Source organism: Streptomyces sp. NPDC057877, assembly GCF_042796855.1.
GTDB lineage: Bacteria > Actinomycetota > Actinomycetes > Streptomycetales > Streptomycetaceae > Streptomyces.
On record NZ_JBHVMS010000005.1, the window covers coordinates 418,396 to 441,363 of the forward strand.

Here is a 22,968-nt window from a genome sequence, read left to right on the forward strand (position 1 = left end):
CCGAGAGTCTCGCCCGCGCGGTCGGCTGCGGCCTTCTCGCTGGTCGGTCGCCGCCCTGCGTCGGGCAGGGGTTTGGATGTTTATGCGGACCAAACCCTAGCCGACGCGTTGTCGGGGGTCGCGAGGAGGGGTGCCTAGTGAGGGGGGTGGTTCGCTGGTTTGGCGGCTGCGGGTCCGTTGCGGTTGTTCGCGCAGTTCCCCGCGCCCCTGAGGGCGAGGCTCCTCACGGACGTTCTAGCGTTGCCGTATGGCCTACTTTGACGCCGCTTCCGCTGCTCCTCTTCATCCTGTCGCCCGGCAGGCGCTGCAAGCCTCACTTGACGAGGGGTGGGCTGATCCGGCGCGGTTGTACCGGGAAGGGCGGCGGGCTCGGATGCTGCTCGATGCCGCGCGAGAGGCCGCCGCGGAGGCGACGGGCTGCCGTCCGGACGAGTTGGTGTTCACGTCGTCCGGGACGCGGGCCGTGCACTCGGGCGTGGCGGGGGCGTTGGGCGGGCGGTGGCGGGTGGGGCGTCACCTGATCGTGTCTGCCGTCGAACACTCCTCGGTACTGCACGCGGCGGAGGTGCACGAGGCCGACGGGGGCACGGTGAGCCAGGTGGCGGTGGGCCGGGAGGGGGCGGTGACGGCCGAGGGGTACGCCGCCGCGCTGCGGCCGGACACCGCGCTGGCGTGTCTGCAGTCGGCCAACCACGAGGTGGGGACCGTGCAGCCGGTGGCGGAGGTGGCCGAGGTGTGCCGGGCGGCGGGGGTGCCGTTGCTGGTGGACGCGGCGCAGTCGCTGGGGTGGGGGCCGGTGGACGGCGACTGGTCGCTGCTCGCGGCGAGCGCGCACAAATGGGGTGGGCCGTCGGGGGTCGGGCTGCTCGTCGTCCGCAAGGGGGTGCGGTTCGCGGCCCAAGGGCCGGTGGACGAGCGGGAGTCGGGGCGGGCGGCCGGGTTCGAGAACATTCCGGCGATCGTGGCCGCGGCGGCGTCGCTGCGGGCGGTGCGGGCCGAGGCGGACGCGGAGGCGGTACGGCTGCGGGAGCTGACGGAGCGGATCCGGGCGCGGGTGGCGGGGGTGGTGCCCGATGTGGAGGTGGTCGGCGACCCGGAGCGGCGGCTGCCCGGCATCGTCACCTTCTCCTGCCTCTATGTCGACGGGGAGGCGCTGTTGCACGAGCTGGACCGTGCCGGTTTCTCCGTGTCGTCCGGGTCGTCCTGTACGAGCAGCACGCTGACGCCGAGCCATGTGCTGCGGGCGATGGGGGTGCTGAGCGAGGGCAACGTACGGGTGTCGCTGCCGCCGGGGACCGCGGCCGAGGACGTGGAGCGGTTCCTGGAGGTGCTGCCGGGTGCGGTGGCCGGGGTGCGGGAGAAGCTGGGGGCGCCCGCGGCGGCGCCGGTGGCGGCCGTGGGCGGGGACGCGCTCGTCGTGGACTCCCTCGGCAAGCGCTGCCCGATCCCGGTGATCGAGCTGGCCAAGGTCATCGGGGAGGTGCCGGTGGGCGGCACGGTGCGGGTGCTGTCCGACGACGAGGCGGCGCGGCTGGACATCCCGGCGTGGTGCGAGATGCGCGGGCAGGAGTACGTCGGTGAGGAACCGGCGGACCGGGGTGTGGCCTATGTGGTCCGCCGGTTGTCGTGAGCCGGTGCCGTTACGACAGGTGCTTCTGGACCTCGGCGGCGGCCTCGACGCCGTAGGCCGTGGTGAAGCGGTCCATGAAGTGGGCGCGGCGCAGCTGGTACTCCTGGGTGCCGACGGTCTCGATGACCAGGGTGGCCAGCATGCAGCCGATCTGGCAGGCGCGCTCCAGGGAGACGTCCCAGGCGAGACCGGAGAGGAAACCGGCGCGGAAGGCGTCGCCGACGCCGGTGGGGTCGGCCTTGCGCTCCTCCTGGGGGCAGCCGACCTCGATGGGGTCCTCACCGGCGCGCTCGACGCGGACGCCGCGGGCACCGAGGGTGGTGACGCGGTGGCCGACCTTGCCGAGGATCTCCTCGTCGCTCCAGCCGGTCTTGGACTCGATGAGGCCCTTCTCGTACTCGTTGGAGAACAGGTACGTCGCCCCGTCCAGCAGGACGCGGATCTCCTCCCCGTCCATGCGGGCGATCTGCTGGGAGAAGTCGGCGGCGAAGGGGATGTTCCGGGAGCGGCACTCCTCGGTGTGCCGGAGCATGGCCTCCGGGTCGTCGGCGCCGATGGAGACCAGGTCCAGGCCGCCGACGCGGTCGGCGACCGTCTTCAGCTCGATCAGGCGGGCCTCGCTCATGGCGCCGGTGTAGAAGGAGCCGATCTGGTTGTGGTCGGCGTCGGTGGTGCACACGAAGCGGGCGGTGTGCAGGGTCTCGGAGATCCGGACGGAGCCGGTGTCGACGCCGTGCCGGTCCAGCCAGGCGCGGTACTCGTCGAAGTCGGAGCCCGCGGCGCCGACGAGGATGGGCCGGGTGCCGAGCTGGCCCATGCCGAAGGCGATGTTCGCGCCTACGCCGCCCCGGCGTACGTCGAGCTGGTCGACCAGGAACGACAGCGAGACCGTGTGCAGTTGGTCCGCGACGAGCTGGTCGGCGAAGCGGCCGGGGAAGGTCATGAGATGGTCGGTGGCGATGGAGCCGGTGACTGCGATGCGCACGGCGTGGACTCTCCTGAGGAGTCGGCGGGCCTGGAGGAGGCGTTGACAGTTCACGCTACCCGGTCCACGGGTGCCGCTGAAGCGGCCGAAACTACCCGATAGTAGACCTTTCTTCGCGGCCCCGAGCGTGCCTACGGTTCCGCTATGACGAACCTCAAGACCCAGCGCTCCGTTCCGGCCGACGTGGACGGCGGTCTGGACGCGCTTCTGGGCGACTGCGCGCGGATGGCACCCCATTGGGCGGCGCCCGACCGGATCACGCCGGTGCCCGTCTCCCCGTCCCTCATCCACGGGGTCCGCGTGCCGCCCGCGTCGGCCCGGCTGCTGGCGGCGATGGAGGACTACGGCGACTGACCGGAGCACCACCCTGCGGGGAACCGCGCGCTCGCCCGTTGCGTCCCATCGCTGTCCCCCGTTGAGGGGCATACGGAATACGACAGCCGGACAGCGGACCGGCTGCGCACCCGAAGGAGCGATGCGGTGAACACCGAGCGACCCGACGACGACGCCGCGCGGGACAGGGGTACGGGTAGGGACTCGGCGGACGCCACGACGGACGCGGGCGTCACGGAGGGCGGCGAGCCCGCGCACGGTGACGACGGTGGGTCGCGTGGGCCGCGGCGGTCGCGCGGGCTGGTCGCCGTCGTCGTCGCCGCCGTGGTGGCCGTCGGCGGCGGTGGGGCGTATCTCGCGGCGTCGGCCTCCGGTGGGTCCGGGGCGTCGCCCGGGGCGGACGGGGGGAGTCCGCCACCGCTCGCGCTGGACGGGTACGCCGAGGGCGGCGGAACGCACGGCATCGCGCCGGGCGAGCCCGATCCGAACGGCGTCACCTACCGGGCCTCGGGCGCGCTGCCGGACGGACCCGGCTCGGCCGCCGTGTACCGGGCGCGCGGCGAGGTCACCGAGGCGGAGGTGGCCCGGCTGGCCGCGGCGCTCGGGCTGGACGGGAAGCCGGTGGCCGAAGGGCAGGCGTGGCGGGTCGGCGGGCAGGACGGTCAGGGGCCGAGCCTCCAGGTGAACCGGCAGGCGCCCGGCACCTGGACGTTCCACCGCTACTCCCCCGGCACCGACAACTGCCAGAGCCCCACCACCTGCGCCAAGGACCAGCCCGGCGGCGACCCGGTCGGCGAGGCCGCCGCGAAGAAGGCCGCGGCGCCGGTGCTGAAGGCGGTCGGCCAGGACGACGCGAAGCTCGACGCGGGCCAGGTCATGGGCGCCCAGCGGACGGTCAACGCCGACCCCGTGATCGGCGGTCTGCCCACCTACGGCTGGCCGACCGGTGTCACCGTCGGCTCCCAGGGTGAGGTCGTCGGTGGCAGCGGGCAGCTGAAGGCGCCGGTGAAGGGGGACACGTATCCGGTGCTCACGGCCGACGACACGCTGAAGCTGATGAACAGCACCGCCCCGGGCACCGTCGGCTCCGGGCGCGGCGGCGTCGGCGGCTGCGCCAGCGCCGTACCGCTGGAGGAGAGCGGGCCGTGCGAGGGGGCGACCGGCGCGCCCAGGACCGCCGAGGCCGCCCCGATCGAGGTCGAGTCGGCCGTGTTCGGGCTGGCGTCGCACTTCGTGGACGCGCGGCAGACGCTGGTGCCGTCGTGGCTGTTCGAGGTGCGGGCGCCGGGGGCCGAGGACGGGTTCACGGTGACGTATCCGGCCGTGGAGCCGGAGTTCCTGAAGTCGCCGCGGTCCGAGGAGCCGCCCGCGCGGCCCAGCCCGCGTCCGACCGGGCCGGGAGACGAGCCGAGCACCCGTGCCCTGGACGTCGAGGCCTATACGACCGAGGGGAGCGAGCTGACCGTGGCCTTCACCGCCGGGGTGTGCGCCGACTACACGGTGACCGCGCAGGAGAGCGCGGAGAAGGTGACCGTCAAGGTCATCGAGAAGCCGTGGAAGGACCAGGTCTGCATCCTGATCGCCAAGGTCCACCACCGCACCGTGCAGTTGGACGAGCCCCTGGGCGACCGCGAGGTGGTCGGCACCGACGGCAAGGCGGTCCCCCTGGAGAAGCCGGGCGCGCGGCTCCCGCGCTGACCCGGGTACGACGACGGCGGCGGCCCCTCCATGGAGGAAACCGCCGCCGTCTCGTCGTACCCGATCGTCTAGCTGAAGGAGTCACCGCAGGCGCAGGAGCCCGTCGCGTTCGGGTTGTCGATCGTGAAGCCCTGCTTCTCGATGGTGTCCACGAAGTCGATGGTGGCGCCGCCCAGGTACGGGGCGCTCATCCGGTCGGTGACGACCTTGACGCCGCCGAAGTCCTTGACCACGTCGCCGTCGAGGGAACGCTCGTCGAAGAAGAGCTGGTAGCGCAGGCCGGAGCAGCCGCCGGGCTGGACGGCGACGCGCAGGGCGAGGTCGTCACGGCCTTCCTGGTCGAGCAGGGCCTTGACCTTGGACGCGGCGGCGTCGGTCAGGACGATGCCGTCGGTGACGGTGGTGGTCTCGTCCGATACGGACATCTACATCTCTCCCGGGTTGTACGGAGACTGCTTGCCGACGGTTGCAACCGGCGGGGCCGCGGATTCATTCCGGGGCGGGCGATGTGTTGCCGGTTCCCTTGGTTCCTTCGGTCCTTCTTCATGCTCGCACACACGCCGTGAAGCGGAAAACGGCCCTTTCGGGAATGAATCAGGGTCCCCAGGGATTCATGTCACATAGACGCTATGGCCCATCGTCAAACTGACGTGAACCGGTTATGATAGATAGCGTCAATTCGACGAGAAGTCGAAACGGTGTCCCGCCTTGTCCCGCCGGGTCCGGATCCTCCGGTCCCGGCGAGCCGCAGAAAAGAAAGGGTGCGTGTCGTGACCACCGCCCAGATCCAGGAGCTCGACGTACAGCCGACGCCCCTCGCCCTGCTGCTCCTCGGCCGTGAGGCCGACCCGAGGAGCGAGCGTGGCGTCGAGTGTCCCGGCGACCTGCCCTCGCCGTCCGACCCGGACCTGGTCGAGCGCGCCCGCGCGGCGAAGGAGAGGCTCGGCGACAAGGTCTTCGTGCTCGGCCACCACTACCAGCGCGACGAGGTCATCCAGTTCGCCGACGTCACGGGTGACTCCTTCAAGCTGGCCCGGGACGCCGCCGCGCGCCCGGAGGCCGAGTACATCGTCTTCTGCGGTGTGCACTTCATGGCCGAGTCCGCGGACATCCTCACCGGCGACGACCAGAAGGTCGTGCTGCCCGACCTCGCCGCGGGCTGCTCGATGGCCGACATGGCGACGGCCGAGCAGGTCGCCGAGTGCTGGGACGTGCTGACCGAGGCCGGGATATCCGACGTCACGGTGCCCGTCTCGTACATGAACTCCTCCGCCGACATCAAGGCCTTCACCGGCAAGCACGGCGGCACCATCTGCACCTCGTCGAACGCCAGGCGCGCCCTGGACTGGGCCTTCGAGCAAGGCGAAAAGGTCCTCTTCCTGCCGGACCAGCACCTCGGCCGCAACACCGCCGTCCGCGACATGGGCATGTCCCTGGAGGACTGCGTCGTCTACAACCCGCACAAGCCGAACGGCGGTCTGACCGCCGACGAGCTGCGCGCGGCCAAGATGATCCTGTGGCGCGGCCACTGCTCGGTGCACGGCCGCTTCAACCTCGACTCGGTCAACGACGTGCGCGAGCGCATCCCGGGCGTCAACGTCCTGGTCCACCCCGAGTGCACGCACGACGTCGTCACCGCCGCCGACTACGTCGGCTCGACCGAGTACATCATCAAGACGCTGGAGGCCGCCCCGGCGGGCTCCAAGTGGGCCATCGGCACCGAGCTGAACCTGGTCCGCCGCCTGGCGAACCGTTTCGCTCCCGAGGGCAAGGAGATCGTCTTCCTCGACAAGACGGTCTGCTTCTGCTCCACCATGAACCGCATCGACCTGCCCCACCTGGTCTGGGCCCTGGAGTCCCTCGCCGACGGCAAGCTGGTCAACCGCATCGAGGTGGACAAGGAGACCGAGGCGTTCGCCAAGCTGGCGCTGGAGCGGATGCTGGCGCTGCCGTAGCCGGGTACGGGAAGCCTCACGCTGCCGCAGCCGCGTACGAGAAGGCTCGCGCTGCCGTAGCCGCGTACGAAACAGACGCGTACGAAACAGACGCGTACGAAACAGAAGGGGGCCGCACCGGCAAGGGTGCGGCCCCCTTCGTCGTACGGGGCTAGACCCGCGCGGGCTCCGGCTCCGCCGCCACCGGCGTCTTCGCCTCCCGCTTCGCCGCCCGCTTCCTCGCCCGGCGCTCCTTGCGGAGTTCGAGCATCGCGTAGAGCGTCGGGACCAGGAGGAGGGTCAGCAGGGTGGAGGTGATCAGGCCGCCGATCACGACCACCGCGAGCGGCTGGGCGATGAAGCCGCCCTCGCCGGTGATGCCCAAGGCCATCGGGAGCAGGGCGAAGATCGTCGCCAGGGCGGTCATCAGGATGGGGCGCAGGCGGTGGCGGCCACCCTCGATGACCGCCTCGATGACGCCGTGGCCCTGGGCGCGGTACTGGTTGATCAGGTCGATCAGCACGATCGCGTTGGTCACCACGATGCCGATCAGCATCAGCATGCCGATCATCGCGGGGACGCCCATCGGGGTGCCCGTGACGATCAGCAGGCCGAGCGCGCCGGTCGCCGCGAACGGGATGGAGACCAGCAGGATCAGCGGCTGGACGAGCGAGCGGAAGGTGGCGACCAGCAGCAGGAAGACGATCGCGATCGCCGCCAGCATCGCCAGGCCCAGGTTGGCGAACGCGTCGTCCTGGTCCTCGGAGACACCGCCGATGGAGGCGGTGGCACCGGCCGGGAGGTCCAGGCCGTTGATCTTGGACTGGAGGTCGGCGCTGACCGCGCCGGTGTTGTCGCCGGTCGGCCGGGCGCTGATGGTGGCCGCGCGCTGACCGTCGATGCGGGTCATCGACACCGGGCCGTCGACCAGCTCGACGGTGGCGATGTCGCCCAGCTCCACCGTGCCCAGCGGCAGCTTCTCCAGCTCGGCCAGGGTCTCCGCGGGCCGTTCCGACCTGATCACGACATCGCGCTCGGTGTCGTCCAGCGTCGCCTTCGCGGCGGTCGTGCCGCGCACCGCCTGGGTGACGGCGGCGCCCAGCGTCTGGTCGTCGAAGCCCGCCGCGGCGGCCTCCTCGGTGGCCCGCACCGAGATGCGCGGCACGCTCTGGGAGAGGTCGCTCGTCACGTCGGTCACGTCGTCGAGCGACGCCACCGTCTCGCGGACCTCCTCGGCCGCCTTGCGCAGTACGTCGGCGTCGGCGGCCTTCACCACCACGCTGAGGTCCTGGCTGCCGAAGCCGTCACCGGCGGCGATGGTGGTCGAGCCGATCCCCTTGAGGTCGGCGAGGCCCTCTTCGATGCTGTCGTGGACGTCCTCGTAGGCGGCCGACTCCTCCAGCATCACCTGGTACGAGGCCTGGTTGCTGTCGGTGCCGCCGCCGAAGGCGGCCAGGAAGCCGGAGGAGCCGATGGTGACCTGGTAGTCCTTGACGCCCTCGGTACCGGCGAGCAGCTTCTCGACCTTCCTCGCCTGCGCGTCGGTCGCGGCCAGGCTGGTGCCCGGCGCCAGCTCCTGCTTGACGGTGAGGACTTCCTGCTCGCCCTGGTCGAAGAAGTTGGTCTTCAGCAGCGGGGCCATGCCGAACGTGCCGACCAGGACGACGACCGCGAGGGCCACACTGGTCAGCCTGCGCCGGGTGGCGAACCGCAGGACGGGGACGTAGAGGCGCTGGAGCCTGCTCCTCGCCTCCTTCTCCTCGGCGAGGCGGCGGGCCTCCTCGGCGTCCTGCGGGGTGCCCTTGGGGGCGCGCAGGAACCAGTACGACAGCACCGGGACGACCGTCAGGGAGACCAGCAGGGATGCGAGCAGGGCCGCGGTGACGGTGAGGCTGAAGGAGCCGAACAGCTCGCCCACCATGCCGCCGACCAGGCCGATCGGCAGGAACACGGCGACCGTGGTGAGGGTGGAGGAGGTGACCGCCCCGGCGACCTCGCGGACCGCCTTGAGAATGGCCTCCTCGCGCTCCTCTCCGTAGCCCAGGTGCCGCTTGATGTTCTCCAGGACCACGATCGAGTCGTCCACGACCCGGCCGATGGCGATGGTCAGCGCGCCCAGCGTGAGCATGTTGAGGGAGAGGTCACGCGTCCACAGCACGATCAGCGCCAGCACCACCGACAGCGGGATGGACACCGCGGTGACCAGCGTCGAGCGGATCGACGCCAGGAAGACCAGGATGACCAGCACCGCGAAGACCAGGCCGAGCGCGCCCTCCGTGGTCAGGCCCTTGATGGACTTGGAGACCGCCGGGCCCTGGTCGCTGACGATGGTCAGGGTGGCGCCGGAGCCGACGTCGGCGCGCAGGTCGGACAGCTGGTCGCGGACGGCGTCGGAGATGGCGACCGCGCTGCCGTCGTGGTCCATGGTGACGGCGACGGCGAGGCTGGGCTCGCCGTTGGTGCGGGTCAGGGAGTCGGCCTTGGCGGGCTCCTCCCGCACCGTGGCGAGGTCACCGAGGCGGACGGGCTTCTTCGCGCCCTCGCCGGTGACCATCAGGTCCTCGATCTGCTCGAGCGAGGTCAGACCGCCGCCGACCTGGACGGTGCGGTTGCCGCCGTCCTCGTCGAAGGAACCGGCCGGGACGGTCGCGCCGCCCGCCTGGAGGGTCTGGGCGAGGGCCTGGGTGGTCAGCCCGGCCGCGGCCAGCTCCTTCCCGTCCGGGGTGACGGTGACCTGGAGGTCGCGCACCCCGTCGACGGTGACCTGGGCGACGCCGTCGATCTCCTTCAGGTCCGGCACCAGGGTGCGGTCGAGGCGGTCGGCCAGCGCCTGCTGGTCCTGGTCCGAGGTGACGGCCAGGACGACGGTCGGGATGTCGTCCGTGGAACCGGCGACGACCTGCGGGTCCACGTCGTCCGGGAGCTGGACGCGGGCCCGGTTGACGGCCTGCTGGACGTCGGCGACGAGTTGCTGGGTGTCATTGCCGTAGTCGAAGGACGCCATGATCACGGCGTTGCCCTCGCTGGCGGTGGAGGTGACACCGGTGATGGCGTCGACGGCCTCGAGGTTGTTCTCGATGGGCTCGACGATCTGCTTCTCGACCACGTCAGGGGACGCGCCCTGGTACGGCGCGACCACCGACACCACGGGCAGTTCGATGGTGGGCAGCAACTGCTGCTTCAGCTGCGGTATCGCGATCGCCCCGAAGGCGAGCGCGATGATGGACATCAGCCCTATCAGGGCCCGTTGCGCGAGGCTGAATCTGGACAGCCAGGACATGGGTGAGCGTCTTCCTTCTGTGGCCTGAGCGGGGGACGGGACGGGCGCAGGGGAGCCCGTGCCTACACCCTGAGCCATGCGCGAAGGCCGGTTCGTAGCCCCTGGGTCCATTTCCTGTACGCCGTATACCGCGGGCGCAGTACGGCCCCCCGCCGGTCAGTCCACCCTTGGACGTACCAGCCCCGACTCGTAGGCGATCACCACCAGCTGCGCCCGGTCGCGGGCGCCCAGCTTGGCCATGGCCCGGTTGACGTGCGTCTTCACGGTGAGCGGGCTGACCTCGAGGCGCTCGGCGATCTCGTCGTTGGAGTGCCCGCCCGCGACCTGCACCAGCACCTCACGCTCCCGTACGGTCAGCGCGTCGAGGCGCTCGGAGCGGGCCGGGTCCCGGCCGTCGTCGGCGCCGTCGCCCTGGGCGAGGAACCGGGCGATCAGCCCCTTCGTCGCCGCCGGGGACAGCAGCGCCTCACCGCCCGCGGCCACCCGGATCGCGCTCAGCAGCTCCTCGGGCTCGGAGCCCTTGCCGAGGAAGCCGGAGGCGCCCGCGCGCAGCGACTGCACCACGTAGTCGTCGACCTCGAACGTGGTCAGGATGACCACCCGGACATGGGCGAGGGAGGGGTCGGCGCTGATCAGCCGGGTGGCGGCGAGCCCGTCGGTGCCGGGCATCCGGATGTCCATCAGGACGACGTCGGCGCGCCGCTCCTTCGCCAGCCGGACCGCCTCCGCGCCGTCCGACGCCTCACCGACCACCTCCATGTCGGGCTCCGAGTCGACCAGGACCCGGAACGCGCTGCGCAGCAGCGCCTGGTCGTCGGCGAGCAGGACGCGGATGGTCATACGGGGCCCTTCTCGGAGGCGATGCGGGTCTTGACCTTGACCGGCAGGATCGCATGGACGCGGAAGCCGCCTCCGTAGCGAGGTCCGGTGGTGAGGGTGCCGCGCAGGGCGGTGACCCGCTCCCGCATGCCGAGCAGTCCATGGCCGCCGCCGGTGACGGGCCGGTCGCCGTCGCCGGTGCCGTCGTCGAGGACGGTGATCTCCACGTTCGGTCCCACCCGTACGACGCTCACCTCGGCCCTGGCCACGGGGCCCGCGTGCTTCTGCACATTGGTGAGGGCCTCCTGGATGACCCGGTAGGCGGCGAGGTCGACGGCGGCGGGCAGTTCGGCGCCGTGGTCGACGTGGGCGACCTCGACCCGCAGGCCCGCGTTGCGGAACGTACCGGCGAGTTCGTCGAGGCGGGCGAGGCCGGGGGCCGGTTCGGTGGGGGCCTCGGGGTCGCCGGACTGGCGCAGCAGTCCGACGGTGGCCCGGAGTTCGTTCAGCGCCGAGCGGCTGGCCTCCCGGACGTGCCCGAGGGCCTCCTTGGCCTGGTCGGGCCGCTTGTCCATGACATGGGCGGCGACTCCGGCCTGCACGTTGACCAGGGCGATGTGGTGGGCGACCACGTCGTGCAGATCGCGGGCGATGCGCAGCCGCTCCTCGGCGACCCGGCGGCGTGCCTCCTCCTCGCGGGTGCGTTCGGCCTTCTCGGCGCGCTCGCGGATGGCCTGCACGAAGTCCCGGCGGCTGCGTACGGCGTCCCCGCCCGCGGCGGCCATCCCGGTCCAGGCGAAGATCGCCAGGTTCTCCTGCGCGTACCAGGGCAGCGGGCCGACGAACATCGCGGAGCCGGTCAGCACGGTCATGGTGAGCAGGCCGATGCGCCAGGTGGTGGGGCGGTCGGTGGTGGCGGCGACGGTGTACAGGGCGATGACGGCGGACATCGCGACGGGGGCGCGGGGGTCGCCGGTGACCGACTCGACCAGGGAGAGGGCGCCGGTGAAGGCGAGGACCGCCTTCGGGACGCGGCGTCTGAGCACCAGCGCGGCGGCGCCGAGCGAGATGAGCACCAGGCTGAGCGGGTCCGGGGTGCGCAGGCCCCAGGTGACGCCGTCCTCGCCGCGCGGGTCCACGAAGGACCCCGCCACCATGCAGGCCAGCACACCCGCCCCGAGCGCGGCGTCCAGGGCCAGGGGGTGGGCCTTCAGCCAGTGCCGGGTGCGCTCTACGGTGGGGGTGCTCACGCCTGTTTACGGTACGGCGTCCCCACCAGGGCCGGAACCGCGGTGAGCGTCACACGCCCGGGATCAGGCCGCGATGAGCGTCACACGCCAGGCCGCGGTGAGCGTCACACGCCCGGGATCAGGCCGTCGTCGCTGAGCATCTCCCGGACCTCCTCCAGGGTCGCCTCGGGGGACGGCAGGATCAGCTCCGAGGGTTCCAGGGCGTCGTCGGGGAGGGGGGTGCCCATGCTGCGGACCGCTTCCAGGAGGGCGCCCAGGGTGCGCCGGAAGCCTTCCTCGTCGCCGCTCTGCATCTCGGCGAGCAACTCGTCGTCCAGTTTGTTCAGCTCGACGAAGTGGCTGTCGTCGAGCCTCACCTGCCCCTCCCCCATGATCCGTACGATCACGACGCCCTCCTCGGCGTGAGGCCTACTGCTTGTCGAAGCGCGGGGTGTCCTGCGGCTGCTGCTGGGGCTGCGACTGCGCCTGGGACTGCGACTGACCGCCGCCGCCCTCGATGGCCTGCTGCTGACCACCGGTGCCTCCGGCCAGCTCGGCCTTCATGCGCTGAAGCTCCAGCTCTACATCCGTACCACCGGAGAGCCGGTCCAGCTCGGCCTGGATGTCGTCCTTGGCCATGCCGGAGGGGTCGTCGAGGGCGCCGGAGGCGAGGAGTTCGTCGATCGCCCCGGCCCGCGCCTGGAGCTGGGCGGTCTTGTCCTCGGCGCGCTGGATCGCCAGGCCGACGTCGCCCATCTCCTCGGAGATGCCGGAGAACGCCTCTCCGATCCGGGTCTGTGCCTGGGCCGCGGTGTAGGTGGCCTTGATGGTCTCCTTCTTCGTACGGAAGGCGTCGACCTTGGCCTGAAGGCGCTGGGCCGCCAGGGTGAGCTTCTCCTCCTCGCCCTGGAGGGTCGCGTGCTGCGTCTCGAGGTCCGTCACCTGCTGCTGGAGGGCGGCCCGCCGGGACAGCGCCTCACGGGCCAGGTCCTCCCGGCCCAGGGCGAGCGCCTTGCGGCCCTGGTCCTCCAGCTTGGTGGACTGCTGCTGCAGCTGATTGAGCTGAAGCTCCAGCCGCTTGCGCGACGTGGCGACGTCCGCGACGCCGCGGCGCACCTTCTGGAGCAGCTCCAGCTGCTTCTGGTACGAGTAATCGAGGGTTTCGCGCGGGTCCTCGGCCCGGTCAAGGGCCTTGTTCGCCTTCGCGCGGAAGATCATCCCCATACGCTTCATGACACCGCTCATGGGCTTCGCGCGCCCCCTTCTGACGGACTCCAGCTCTCAGGTCTGCGACAGAACCCACAGTACGGGCCCTGCATCCATTGACGCACTGTTCGGGGACGGATGCGCTCATCCCCAAGGACGACTGCGTACGGAACCGCTCCGGCGTAAGGAGTAGGTGACACCCGGGTGGATACCGGGCGTCTCGGAGTCCCCTCCGGGCGAACCGTCCGCGACGTCCCCTCTGTCCCCTTACAGACGACTGGTGTTGCCGGATCGTTCCCCGCGGGGCTGGGGTCCATGCCCCCGTACCCCGTACCCTTGGGTTTTGTGTTCCGTAGCCGTGCCAAGGAAGAGAAGGCCCCGGGCGCCGACAAGGCGCTGGTGACCGACTCCAAGCAGACCCGTGACCCGCAGGCCCCGAAGGGCAGGCCCACACCGAAGCGGAGTGAGGCCCAGGCCCAGCGCCGCAGCGTGGCCAGTACCCCGACCTCGCGCAAGGAGGCCGCCAAGCGGTCGCGCCAGGAGCGCCGTGCCGCGCTCGACCGGCAGCGCCAGGCGCTGGCCAGCGGTGACGAGCGTTACCTCCCGGCGCGGGACAAGGGTCCGGTGCGCCGGTTCGCCCGTGACTTCATCGACTCGCGGTTCAACATCGCCGAGTTCTTCCTGCCGATGGCCGTGGTCATCCTCGTCCTGAGCATGGTCCGGGTCGCGGCGCTGCAGAACGCGGCGCTGCTGCTGTGGCTGTTCGTGATCGTGCTGATCGTGCTGGACTCGGTGTTCAGCGGCTACCGCCTGAAGAAGCGGCTGAACGAGCGCTTCCCGGACGAGAGCAAGCGCGGTGTGGTCGCCTACGCCCTGATGCGGTCCCTCCAGATGCGCCGTCTTCGGCTGCCCAAGCCGCAGGTCAAGCGCGGGGAGAAGCCCTGAGCGCTTCGCCGTTCTCCGGGGGCGCGGGCGGTCTGCGCGACGTCGTCAGCCAGGAGTTGGTGGCCCGGCAACTGGAGGAGCAGATATCCGGGCGGTTCCCGGTGGGGCAGCGGCTGCGGGTGCTCGACGTCGGGATGGGCCGGGGCGCGCAGGCGCTGCGGCTGGCCCGGGCCGGGCACCAGGTGACCGGCCTCGAACACGACAGGGCGATGATCTCCGCGGCCCGCGCGGTGCTCACCGGGGAACCGGAGGGCATCCGGGAGCGGGTACGGATCATCGAGGGCGACGGCCGGGACACCGGCGTGCACTTCCTGCCCGGCAGCTTCGACGTGGTCCTCTGCCACGCCGTCCTGATGTACGTCGAGGAGCCCGACCCCCTGCTGGCGGGCCTCGCCCGCGTCCTCGCCCAGGGCGGCCTCCTGTCGGTCCTGGTCCGCAACGGCGACGCCCTCGCCATGCGCCCCGGTCTCTCCGGCGACTGGGCGGGCGCGCTGGCGGCCTTCGGCTCGACCGCGTACCGCAACCGCCAGGGCGTCGACGTCCGGGCGGACCGCCTGACCCCCCTCACCGCCACCCTCGCGGGCATCGGCGCCCCCCTGCACGCCTGGTACGGCGTGCGCGTCTTCACGGACACGGCGGCGGAGGACGCGGCCCTGCCGGGGGCCCCGGTCCTCGAGCGGTTGCTGGCGGCGGAGGAGCGGGCGGGGCGGACGGATCCCTATCGCGGGGTGGCGGCGCTGTTGCACCTTTGCGGGGTACGGGGCTGAAGCGGGGGGCCGCGACGCCCGTTCGGGTCAGCCGGACGGGCCCGCGCCGCGTGCTCGGCACAGACTCGGGGCATGGACGTTTCCCGAATCCCTGCTGGTCGGCGGCTCGGAGTGGCCGCCGTCGGTTGTGCGTGCGCGCTGGCCCTCGGCACCGGGTGCTCGGGCTCCGGAGTTCCGGTCTCCGTGGCGGAGGAGCGGAAGGTACCGAAGGCGACCAGCGACCTTCAGGATGACTACCAGAAGGTGATCAGGGACGTCCTGCCGTCGGTCGTGCAGATCCAGGCGCGGGACGATCTCGGCTCGGGGGTCGTGTACGACGACGACGGGCACATCGTGACCAACGCGCACGTCGTCGGCAGGGAGAAGACGTTCCAGGTGACGACGGCGGGCAACGAGAGCCCGCAGGCCGCGAGGCTCGTCTACGCCTATCCCGAGCAGGATCTCGCCGTCATCAAGCTGGACCGGGTGCCGGACGGGCTGCGGGCGGCCGAGTTCGGGGACTCCTCCAAGGTCGACGTGGGACAGATCGTGCTCGCCATGGGGTCGCCGCTGGGGCTGTCGTCGAGCGTGACACAGGGCATCGTCTCGGCGACCGGACGGACCGTCAGCGAGGGCCGTACGGGCGGCGCGACCGGCGCGACCATCAGCAACATGATCCAGACCTCGGCGGCGATCAACCCCGGCAACAGCGGGGGCGCGCTGGTGAACCTCGACAGCCGGGTCATCGGCATCCCGACGCTGACCGCCACCGACCCCGGCGGGTCGGGCGACGCGGCGCCCGGGATCGGGTTCGCGATCCCGGCGTCCACGGTGCGGACGATCGCCGACCAGATCATCGAGGACGGCCGGGTCACCGACTCCGGCCGCGCCGCGCTCGGCATCACCGGCCGCACGGTCATCGACGACCAGTACCGGCCCAACGGGGTCGCCGTCGTCGAGGTCGCCCGCGGCGGGGCCGCCGCCGAGGCGGGCATCCGGGCCGGGGACGTCATCGTGCGGCTCGGGGACTCCGACATCACCACCATCACCTCCCTGGCGGAGGCGCTGGCCGCGCTCAAGCCCGGGGACAGGACGAAGGTGACCTTCACCCGGGACGGCGACGAGCGGACCGTGGAGGTGACGCTGGGCGAGCAGTAGCCACCCCGCCGTGGGCGGGGTGGGCTGCTCAGGACTGGTCGGCGTGCAGACTCATGGGGCCGTAGATCTCGGTGCGGTCCTCGAACAGCCGCACCTGGTCCGCGCCCCCGGCCAGCAGGTCCTTCCAGTTCTCCCCGAGCCAGGACTCCGCGTCGCCCTGCGTGGTGAACTCCTCGGGCTGTACCGCGGGCTGGACCTCCGTCCCGTCACCCTTCTCGAACCGCCACGTCCATGCCGCCATGTACGCCTCCCAGATGTCAGCACCGGCAGAGAACCCGGAGCCGATCTTCACCGGCTCCCGCCCGAAGCCTAGGGCCTGTCCGGCGGATCAGGTCACGGAAAACCAGCGGCGTCCGATAGGCGCAGGTGAGCGGGGGCCTGAGCGTCCCCCCTGCTCCAGGGCTTCCGGGAGGGCGCGCCGGACCCCGCGTCCGCGACATGATCCGCCGGACAGGCCCTCGTCGGGCGCGCAGGAGCAGCGACGGCACGGGAAGATCAGGGCGTGGAACTGACACTGCTCGGCACTGGTGCCCCAGAGGGCCTGCCCCGCCCCGACTGTCCCTGCGCGGCCTGCGCGACCGCGCTCGGCCCCGACTCCCGGGCGGCCACCGCGCTGCTCGTCGACGGGGCGCTGCTGCTCGATCTGACCCCCGGCGCGGCGTTCGCGGCGGCGCGGGCGGGACGCTCGCTGGGCGGCGTACGGCAGGTGCTGTTGTCGCATCCGCACGACGGACCGGCCGTCGAGGTCCCGGCCGGTGTGCCGCAGCCCGGGCGGGTGCCGGACGGGCGGGAGCTGGCGCTGCTGACGGGACACCGGGTGCGGGCGGTGGCGATGGACGCGCCGGGCACGGGGTACGCCGTCACCGGGCCGGACGGCCAGCGGCTGCTGTATCTGCCGCCGGGTGGCGCGCCCGCCGGTCTGGAGGAGGGTTCCGGGGCGAGTGAGGCCTACGACATGGTCCTCGCCGATGTGGTCGGGCGGCCCGACGCGCTGGCCCGGCTGCGGGCCGTCGGGGCGGTCGGGCCGACGACGGACGTGATCGCCGTACACCTCGACCACGACGTGCCGCCGGGCGCCGAACTGCGCCGACGGCTCGCGGCCGCCGGGGCGCGCGCCGTGCCGGACGGTACGACGCTGATGGTCGGCGTCTACGAGGACGTCCCCGACGTGCCCCGGCGGACCCTGGTGGTGGGCGGGGCCCGCTCGGGCAAGTCGGTCGAGGCCGAACGGCGGCTCGCGGCCTTCCCCGACGTCGTCTACGTCGCCACCGGCGGCACCCGCGGCGGGGACGGCGAGTGGGCGGACCGCGTCGCCGCGCACCGGGAGCGGCGGCCGGGGTCCTGGCGGACGGTGGAGACCTGCGATCTGGTGCCGCTGCTGAAGGACGACGGGCCGCCGCTGCTCATCGACTGTCTGTCGCTGTGGCTCACCGACGCGATGGACGCCGTCGGGGCGTGGGACGACGCCGAGTGGGCGGACGGCGGGGAGCGGGCGCTGCGGGAGCGGGTGCGGGAGCTGACCGAGGCGGTGCGCGGCGCCCGGCGGATCGTGGTCGCCGTGTCCAACGAGGTCGGCTCGGGGATCGTGCCCGCCACGGCTTCCGGTCGGCGGTACCGGGACGAACTGGGGCGGCTGAACGCCGGGTTCGCGGACGAGTGCGAGCAGGTGGTGCTGGTGGTGGCGGGGCAGGCGGTGGTGTTGCGGGGGTGAGGGGCGGGGTGCGTCAGCGTGGTCGGGCCGGTGTGCGGGCGATGACCCGGTAGCTCGTCGCGAACGGGGCCGGGCGGGGCGGGGTGAGGATCGCGCAGCCCTGGGCCTTGAGTTCCGCGTGGAGGTTCTGGCGTGGGAAGAGGTGGAGGGTGTGCGGGGGGCGGGGGGCGAGGCGCAAGGGGGCGGCCGGGTCGGTCAGGTGCAGCAGGAGGTGGCCGCCGGGGCGCAACACCGTGAGGGCGGCGCGGAGTTCGGCGCGCGGGTCGGGGGTGTGTTCCAGGTGGTGCAGGATGCTGACCACGTCGTAGCGGGCGCGCAGGTGGGCGGTGAGGGCGGGGGTGGCCAGGGGGCCGACGTAGGCCTCCTCGACGTGCTCGGCGGCGCGGGCCTTCAGGACGCGGGGCGTGGGGTCGGTGCCGTCGAACGACGTGTACGGGAAGAACTCCACGGCCGCCCGCGGGAACCCGGCCTCGCCCGTGCCCACGTCCAGCCAGCTCTCCGGTTCCGTGAGGGGCAGCATCGCGCGGGCCGCCGCACGGTGACGGCGGCGCGCGGAGGCGGGGCGGGGGGCGGCCGGGTCGTGGTCGTAGAACGCCATGCCCTCCGCGGTGAGTCGGGGGTTCTGGAAGACGTGGGCGCAGTCCCGGCACTCGTCGGTGGTGAGCCCGCCGCGGGCCGGGGGGCGGGTGTAGAGGCGGGTCGAGGCGCACCAGGGGCAGTCGGCGCGGCGCGGTTCGAAGAAGCGGTCCGTGTCCAGGGCGAGCCGGGTGAGGTACGCCGTGCGGCGGCGGTCGGTCGCGAGTCGGGCGAGGGGGGCGGGCATGGTGACTCCCGGCGGCGCGAGGACGTATGAAGAAGATCAGCGCGATACGTACCCACGTGATCACATACAGCAACATATGTCGCTGATTAGCGCGAAGCTGGACTTATGGGATCGCGATCTCGCCCGCAACGGCTCCGTCCCGTGGTGGTCGCCAGGTGGCGCCGCCCTGTTCGACCGGGGGCGGTACTGTTCGGCGAATGAGTTCGCTGAATCTCGACGACTTCACCGATCTGATCGAACGCCCCGACAGTGCGGTGCGCCGCGATGCCGAGGCGCGCCGGGAGCGTCAGATCGTGCCCCCCGGATCCCTCGGGCGCCTCGACGACCTGGGCGAGTGGCTGGCCGCGGCACAGGGTGCCGTGCCGGTGCGGACGGTCGAACAGCCCCGGGTGGTGCTCTTCGCCGCCGACCACGGGGTGGCCGAGCTGGGGGTGTCGGCGCGGCCCGCGGGCAGCGCGGCCGAGCTGGTGCGGGAGATCCTCGATGGCGGGCGGCCGGTGTCCGTGCTCGCCCGGCGGCTCGGGGTGCCCGTCAGGGTGGTCGACATGGCGCTGGACTGCGACCCGGGCACGCTGCCCGAGGACGTCGTACGGCACCGGGTGCGGCGTGGCAGCGGCCGGATCGACATCGAGGACGCGCTGACCGCCGAGGAGGCGGAGGCGGCGTTCCTGGCCGGGGTGGCGGTGGCCGACGAGGAGGCCGACTCCGGGACGGATCTGGTGGTGCTCGGCGATGTGAGCGTGGGCGGCACCACGGTGGCGGGCGTGCTGGTGGCCGCGCTGTGCGGGACCGACGCGTCCGTGGTGACCGGGCGGGGCGGGCTCGCGATCGACGACCTGGCGTGGATGCGCAAGTGCGCGGCGATCCGGGACGCGCTGCGGCGGGCCCGGCCGGTGCTCGGGGACCAGTTGGCGCTGCTGGGCGCGGTGGGCGGGGCCGACGTCGCGGCGATGACGGGCTTCCTGCTGCAGAGCGCGGTACGGAAGACGCCGGTGGTCCTGGACGGGGTCGTGGCCGCGTCCTGCGCGCTGGTGGCCCAGCGGGTCGCCTTCCGGGCGCCTGACTGGTGGCTGGCCGCGCACAACAGCGGGGAGCCGGGGCAGGCCAAGGCGCTCGACCGGATGGCCCTGGAGCCCCTGCTCGACCACGGGGTCCAGGTCGGCGAGGGCGCGGGCGGCCTGCTGGCGCTCCCCCTGGTCCAGTCCGCGGCGGCCCTCGCGGCCGAACTCCCCGAGAAGCCGGAGCCCAAGCCGGAGGAGCCCGAGGCGAAGGAGCCCAAGCCGGAGGAGCCCGGGGCGGAGGCCGAGGGCGGGACCGAAGGCGCGGCTACGGCGGAGTAGCGGACGGCGGTCACCGGAGCCGGGCGGCGGCCACGGGAACCAGGCCCCCGGCTCAGCCCTCCTTCGACGCCCCCCGCTTCCCTTCCACCTCCGCGTCCGGCTTCCCGCCCAGCCAGTCCCCCAGCGCCCGCGCTGGCCCCGCCCACCGGCGGTCGTGGTGGTACGCGCGCAGGGCCGCCCGGGCGCGGGCCCGGTGGCGGTGGGTGTAGAAGCGGTTGGCCCACGGGGAGTCGGGGCGGGCCAGGCGGACCGCCCCGACCAGGGCGAGGACGGGGATGATCACCCCGAGGATCGCGATCCGGGTCTTCCCCTTGGCGAGGGCGACGAGGGAGAAGACGAAGTTGAACGCGACCGTGGAGATCACCGAGCCGCGGTTGTCCAGCTCGTCCTCCGTGAGGCCGTTGACGCCGAACGGCGAGAAACCGGCGAGGACCAGCCCGACCATCGCCGCGGTGAGCACGACCACCTCCACGCTCTGGCGGCCCGCCTCGGTCCAGTACACGTCGTCCAGGTGCAGGATCAGCGCGAACTCGTCCAGCACCAGCCCCACCCCCATCCCGAAGATCACCGCGGCCACCGCACCGCCCACGCCCTGACGCCCCGCGGCCACCGCGCCGAAGCCGCCGATGACGGTGAGGAGCACACCGGGGACGACATGGTGGATGTGCAGACCCCCCTCCGTGCTGACGTTGCGGAACGGGCCTTTTCCGGCGCGGATGAGACGGGTGATCAGCCGGGTGACGAGGAAGGTCAGGACGAAGGCCGCCAGTGCCAGCAGGAGCGGGAGCTTCCCGGGCTCGACGATGTTTCGGTACAACCATGTGCCCATATGGACCAGTTTGCCCGGGTGACGGGCTCGACCCGCCGCTCGCGTAGCCTTCGGGCGTGTTCACCTCTCCCGCCTCGCACGGTCTCCGGTTCGCCTTCGGGACCCTCACCGTTCTGCCCGTCAGAGTGACCCGCTGGGACCGCGAGGCGGCCCGGGGCGGGATGCTCACGGCCCCCGTCGTCGGGCTGACCGTCGGCTGCGGGGCCGCGCTGGTCGCCGTACTGCTGCTCGTGCTCGGGGCGAGCCCGGCGCTCGCCGCCGTCGGTGCCGTCGCGACGCCCGCCGTGCTCACGCGCGGGCTGCACCTCGACGGACTGGCCGACACCGCGGACGGACTGGGCAGCGGGAAGCCTGCCGAGGACGCCCTGCGGATCATGAAGCAGTCGGACATCGGACCGTTCGGAGTGCTCGCCCTCGTGTTCGTGGTGGCGGGTCAGATCGCCGCGCTGGCCCAGGTGTACGACGTTTCCCGGGCGCGCGGCGCGTTCGTGACCGTCACCGCCGCGGTCGTCGCCCGGACGGCGCTGACGCTGGCCACCCGGGCCGGGGTACCCGCGGCCCGGCCGGACGGGCTCGGCGCGGCGGTCGCCGGGGTGGTGCCGGTGCGGTGGGCGGCGGGCGTGGCCCTGGTCGTCGTGGGCGCGGCGGCGGCCGTCGCGGGGGTGTCGTTCGGGGCCTACGAGATCCTCCCCGCCGTCCTCGCCGTCCTCGCCGCCCTCGCCGTCGCCGAGTTGCTCCTGCGGCACTGCACGCGCCGCTTCGGCGGGGTGACCGGGGACGTCTTCGGCGGGGTCGCCGAGAGCACCGCAACCGCCGCGCTCGTCGCGATGTCCCTGTCACTGGGGTGACGCGGTGTCACGCCCCAACGCCTGAGCCTCGGGGGGACCTTCATGCCCAAGCTGCGTCGCGCGGTGGCCTGGTTCATCGACTTCGCACTGGTGGTCGCGGCGGCCTCGCTGCTGGCCGTGCTCACGTTCCACCGGATGTCCACGCTCGTCGCCGACGTGCCCGACCTCGCCACCCGCGGCGGCTGGGAGCTGCTGACCTCGCGCGGCGATGTCGTAGCGGCGTCCCAGGGGCTCGGGCTGTCGCTGTGGAACAAGTCGGTGCTCTACGTCGAGCAGGCCTTCGGGGCGCTGATCGTGATCACCTTCCTCTACCAGTGGGCCTGCCTGGCGCTGCTCGGGCGCACGGTCGGCAAGGCGCTGCTCGGTCTGAAGGTGGCGTCGCGCGGGCCGGGGCGGGCGGCGCTGCGGGCCGCCGTCAGCACCACCGCGGACGTGGTCGTCTACGCGGTGGCCTGCGTGCTGCTGATCGAGGGGCGGATCCTGCTGTCGGTCGTGGTGTGGGCGGGGGCGGTGACCGTCTTCTGCCTCAACGCGCTGCCGGTCCTCTCCCCCGCCGGGCGCTCCCTCGCCGACCGGATCGCCGGTACGACGGTCACCGCGCTGGGGTTCAGCAGGCCCGCCGCCACACCCCCAGCTCGTACTCCTTGAGCATCGAGCTGAGCTGCAGACGGCGGGCCTCGGGGCAGAAGTCGCGGGTCGGCAGCTCGTACTCGACGTGGAAGACGGCCTTGTCCGCCGCGATGAACGGCTGCAGCGTCTCGCACTCGCCGTACTGGGCGCACTGCTCGTTGACCGCGAAGTCGAAGTCGTCGACCAGCTCGGGGATCTGGTCGAGGTCGTTCTTCAGGCCGACGGCCAGGCCGCGGTCATGGGCCAGCTCGGCGATGAGGCGGTTGTAGCGGAGCTGGTCGGCGGCGGTCAGGTCGAAGCCGGTGCGGTTGCGGTAGCCGTCCATGTTGTCCGGTTCGACCGCGTCGAACCCCTTCTCCTTGCACATGTCGATCCGGGCCGCCATCAGCGGCTCCAGGACGTCGGTGCGGCGGATGTCCAGCCAGCGCTCGCCCTCCCAGCCGTTGCCCCGGCCCAGCACCGACCGGGGGAATTCGTCCGCGTCGGGGCGGAAGTCCTCCCAGGCGCCGGTGGAGAGGTAGCAGATGACCTTGCGGCCGTCCCGGTGCAGCGCGGCGACGGTGTCCGCGCCGTGGTCGAAGCCGTCGATGTCGTAGACCGGCACGTCCACGGAGGAGTCGAGACGGCCGCTGAGCTGCCACTGCCAGTCGGTGCCGGGCCTTGGCTGCCACCGCGGGCCGGGTGTCCCGTCGTCCGGTCCGGATGACGAGGTACAGCCCGCGAGCAGCAGGACGAGCAGGGTGACGAGGAGGATCGGGCGTCTCACCGGGTGGGCTCCAGGGTGTGCGGCAACGTACCCCAAGCATGCGGGATCACCGGCGCGT

At 72.4% G+C, this 22,968-nt stretch carries 22 protein-coding genes; 11 read left to right on the forward strand and 11 right to left on the reverse strand.

Going from position 1 to position 22,968, the window contains the following annotated elements:
• The first annotated feature begins 247 nt into the window (after positions 1-247).
• Positions 248-1,630, forward strand: a complete 1,383-nt coding sequence (locus ACFVQG_RS16950) for a cysteine desulfurase/sulfurtransferase TusA family protein (protein WP_383382852.1) — start codon at positions 248-250, stop codon at positions 1,628-1,630.
• Between the two features lie 10 nt (positions 1,631-1,640).
• On the opposite strand, the gene ACFVQG_RS16955 is transcribed toward ACFVQG_RS16950, so the two are convergent.
• Positions 1,641-2,615, reverse strand: coding sequence for a carbohydrate kinase family protein (locus ACFVQG_RS16955; protein ID WP_383382855.1), 975 nt, complete (start codon positions 2,613-2,615; stop codon positions 1,641-1,643).
• A 144-nt stretch (positions 2,616-2,759) separates the two neighbouring features.
• Between ACFVQG_RS16955 and ACFVQG_RS16960 the strand changes: the two genes are divergently transcribed.
• Together ACFVQG_RS16960 and ACFVQG_RS16965 are read left to right on the forward strand one after the other, a co-directional pair.
• Positions 2,760-2,969, forward strand: a complete 210-nt coding sequence (locus tag ACFVQG_RS16960; RefSeq protein WP_383382858.1) for a hypothetical protein — start codon at positions 2,760-2,762, stop codon at positions 2,967-2,969.
• A 126-nt stretch (positions 2,970-3,095) separates the two neighbouring features.
• On the forward strand, positions 3,096-4,646 hold the full coding sequence (locus tag ACFVQG_RS16965; RefSeq protein WP_383382863.1) for a hypothetical protein: 1,551 nt from the start codon (positions 3,096-3,098) through the stop codon (positions 4,644-4,646).
• 68 nt (positions 4,647-4,714) lie between these two features.
• Here ACFVQG_RS16965 and erpA read toward each other — a convergent pair whose 3' ends face one another.
• Positions 4,715-5,071, reverse strand: coding sequence for an iron-sulfur cluster insertion protein ErpA (gene erpA / locus ACFVQG_RS16970; RefSeq protein WP_019522019.1), 357 nt, complete (start codon positions 5,069-5,071; stop codon positions 4,715-4,717).
• A 345-nt stretch (positions 5,072-5,416) separates the two neighbouring features.
• Between erpA and nadA the strand changes: the two genes are divergently transcribed.
• Positions 5,417-6,601 (forward strand): quinolinate synthase NadA, encoded by a 1,185-nt coding sequence (gene nadA, locus ACFVQG_RS16975; protein ID WP_383382868.1) that lies wholly within the window; start codon positions 5,417-5,419, stop codon positions 6,599-6,601.
• Between the two features lie 151 nt (positions 6,602-6,752).
• Here the strand turns inward: nadA and ACFVQG_RS16980 are convergent, their stop codons facing one another.
• From ACFVQG_RS16980 to ACFVQG_RS17000, 5 genes are all read right to left on the reverse strand, one after another.
• Positions 6,753-9,860, reverse strand: a complete 3,108-nt coding sequence (locus ACFVQG_RS16980) for an efflux RND transporter permease subunit (RefSeq protein WP_383382871.1) — start codon at positions 9,858-9,860, stop codon at positions 6,753-6,755.
• Between the two features lie 156 nt (positions 9,861-10,016).
• The gene (locus ACFVQG_RS16985; RefSeq protein ID WP_383382874.1) at positions 10,017-10,700 is read right to left on the reverse strand and encodes a response regulator; all 684 of its coding nucleotides are present in this window, start codon (positions 10,698-10,700) and stop codon (positions 10,017-10,019) included.
• On the reverse strand, positions 10,697-11,929 hold the full coding sequence (locus ACFVQG_RS16990) for a sensor histidine kinase (protein WP_383382877.1): 1,233 nt from the start codon (positions 11,927-11,929) through the stop codon (positions 10,697-10,699). Before ACFVQG_RS16990 ends, ACFVQG_RS16985 begins: the two co-directional genes overlap by 4 nt.
• Before the next feature lie 104 nt (positions 11,930-12,033).
• Positions 12,034-12,315, reverse strand: a complete 282-nt coding sequence (locus ACFVQG_RS16995) for a hypothetical protein (protein ID WP_383382880.1) — start codon at positions 12,313-12,315, stop codon at positions 12,034-12,036.
• A 22-nt stretch (positions 12,316-12,337) separates the two neighbouring features.
• On the reverse strand, positions 12,338-13,153 hold the full coding sequence (locus ACFVQG_RS17000; RefSeq protein ID WP_383382883.1) for a PspA/IM30 family protein: 816 nt from the start codon (positions 13,151-13,153) through the stop codon (positions 12,338-12,340).
• Between the two features lie 276 nt (positions 13,154-13,429).
• Between ACFVQG_RS17000 and ACFVQG_RS17005 the strand changes: the two genes are divergently transcribed.
• The 3 genes from ACFVQG_RS17005 (at position 13,430) to ACFVQG_RS17015 (ending at position 15,963) form a co-directional block, all read left to right on the forward strand.
• The gene (locus tag ACFVQG_RS17005; RefSeq protein WP_383382886.1) at positions 13,430-14,059 is read left to right on the forward strand and encodes a DUF3043 domain-containing protein; all 630 of its coding nucleotides are present in this window, start codon (positions 13,430-13,432) and stop codon (positions 14,057-14,059) included.
• A 59-nt stretch (positions 14,060-14,118) separates the two neighbouring features.
• On the forward strand, positions 14,119-14,826 hold the full coding sequence (locus ACFVQG_RS17010; RefSeq protein WP_383382889.1) for a class I SAM-dependent methyltransferase: 708 nt from the start codon (positions 14,119-14,121) through the stop codon (positions 14,824-14,826).
• A gap of 72 nt (positions 14,827-14,898) precedes the next feature.
• The gene (locus ACFVQG_RS17015; protein WP_383382892.1) at positions 14,899-15,963 is read left to right on the forward strand and encodes a S1C family serine protease; all 1,065 of its coding nucleotides are present in this window, start codon (positions 14,899-14,901) and stop codon (positions 15,961-15,963) included.
• Positions 15,964-15,991: 28 nt separating this feature from the next.
• Here the strand turns inward: ACFVQG_RS17015 and ACFVQG_RS17020 are convergent, their stop codons facing one another.
• A complete protein-coding gene (locus ACFVQG_RS17020; RefSeq protein WP_383382896.1) occupies positions 15,992-16,204 on the reverse strand; it encodes a hypothetical protein in 213 nt (70 codons plus the stop codon).
• A 261-nt stretch (positions 16,205-16,465) separates the two neighbouring features.
• On the opposite strand from ACFVQG_RS17020, the gene ACFVQG_RS17025 reads away from it, so the two are divergent.
• On the forward strand, positions 16,466-17,674 hold the full coding sequence (locus tag ACFVQG_RS17025) for a bifunctional adenosylcobinamide kinase/adenosylcobinamide-phosphate guanylyltransferase (protein WP_383382899.1): 1,209 nt from the start codon (positions 16,466-16,468) through the stop codon (positions 17,672-17,674).
• A 13-nt stretch (positions 17,675-17,687) separates the two neighbouring features.
• On the opposite strand, the gene ACFVQG_RS17030 is transcribed toward ACFVQG_RS17025, so the two are convergent.
• Entirely contained in the window at positions 17,688-18,497 is an 810-nt protein-coding gene (locus tag ACFVQG_RS17030; RefSeq protein WP_383382902.1) for a class I SAM-dependent methyltransferase, read from the reverse strand.
• 197 nt (positions 18,498-18,694) lie between these two features.
• Between ACFVQG_RS17030 and cobT the strand changes: the two genes are divergently transcribed.
• Entirely contained in the window at positions 18,695-19,837 is a 1,143-nt protein-coding gene (gene cobT, locus ACFVQG_RS17035) for a nicotinate-nucleotide--dimethylbenzimidazole phosphoribosyltransferase (protein WP_383382905.1), read from the forward strand.
• A gap of 52 nt (positions 19,838-19,889) precedes the next feature.
• Here cobT and ACFVQG_RS17040 read toward each other — a convergent pair whose 3' ends face one another.
• The gene (locus ACFVQG_RS17040; protein WP_383382908.1) at positions 19,890-20,666 is read right to left on the reverse strand and encodes a hypothetical protein; all 777 of its coding nucleotides are present in this window, start codon (positions 20,664-20,666) and stop codon (positions 19,890-19,892) included.
• A 56-nt stretch (positions 20,667-20,722) separates the two neighbouring features.
• Between ACFVQG_RS17040 and ACFVQG_RS17045 the strand changes: the two genes are divergently transcribed.
• Together ACFVQG_RS17045 and ACFVQG_RS17050 are read left to right on the forward strand one after the other, a co-directional pair.
• Positions 20,723-21,514, forward strand: coding sequence for an adenosylcobinamide-GDP ribazoletransferase (locus ACFVQG_RS17045; RefSeq protein ID WP_383382911.1), 792 nt, complete (start codon positions 20,723-20,725; stop codon positions 21,512-21,514).
• A 42-nt stretch (positions 21,515-21,556) separates the two neighbouring features.
• The gene (locus tag ACFVQG_RS17050) at positions 21,557-22,162 is read left to right on the forward strand and encodes an RDD family protein (RefSeq protein WP_383382913.1); all 606 of its coding nucleotides are present in this window, start codon (positions 21,557-21,559) and stop codon (positions 22,160-22,162) included.
• On the opposite strand, the gene ACFVQG_RS17055 is transcribed toward ACFVQG_RS17050, so the two are convergent.
• Positions 22,122-22,910, reverse strand: a complete 789-nt coding sequence (locus tag ACFVQG_RS17055) for an endo alpha-1,4 polygalactosaminidase (RefSeq protein WP_383382916.1) — start codon at positions 22,908-22,910, stop codon at positions 22,122-22,124. The two genes, ACFVQG_RS17050 and ACFVQG_RS17055, sit on opposite strands and share 41 nt — an antisense overlap.
• Between the last annotated feature and the right edge of the window lie 58 nt (positions 22,911-22,968).